This is a genomic window from Gordonia gummivorans (genome assembly GCF_022513585.1).
Lineage (GTDB): Bacteria > Actinomycetota > Actinomycetes > Mycobacteriales > Mycobacteriaceae > Gordonia.
The window spans coordinates 1-539 of sequence record NZ_JAKWBF010000094.1 but is presented as its reverse complement, the minus strand read 5'-3'; the positions used below and the strand labels follow the sequence as shown (position 1 = coordinate 539).

The window sequence follows — 539 nt, the reverse complement described above, 5'->3', positions numbered from 1 at the left end:
GCCACGCACCACGACCCGGCCGTCACCATCGGTGGTCACATCGAAGGTGTTGATGTCGCGGTCATCGCGGGCGGGTACCGCGGCGGGAGCATCGTCGGCGACCCGGTTGCCCAGGGTGCGGGCACGGCGGTCGATGTCGGCGGGAGTGGCGCCGGAGAAGGCTTGGGCCAGAAGATCGGTCACACAGGTTTGACGCTGCGACTCCGTGAGCGGTTCCCTCGCCCGCACACCGATATGGGACAGTCCGCGGGCGATCGCGTCGGCGTGCTCACCGGAGAGCGTGCCGTCAGCGGTGTGACCAGCCAATCGTGGTGGACCGGCCAGAGCAACACCGACACGCAGCAACCGGGTGGCGACCGCGGGCGCGCACCCCATGACGATCAACAGTTCGCGGGTGGTGCGACCCTGCTTCGTCGCGAGCCCCAACCGCTCCACGGCCCCAGCAAGGACTGCGGCGTGGTGGTCGACCAGGTTTCGTAGCCGCAGCAGCGCGGTGAGGGCCTCATGCACCTCACGGCCGGTGTCGGGTGGTGCGAACG

General features: G+C 69.6%; 1 pseudogene. It reads right to left on the bottom strand.

From position 1 onward, the window contains the following. A pseudogene (locus tag MKW15_RS24250) lies at nucleotides 1-539 on the bottom strand (HNH endonuclease); the annotation flags it as partial.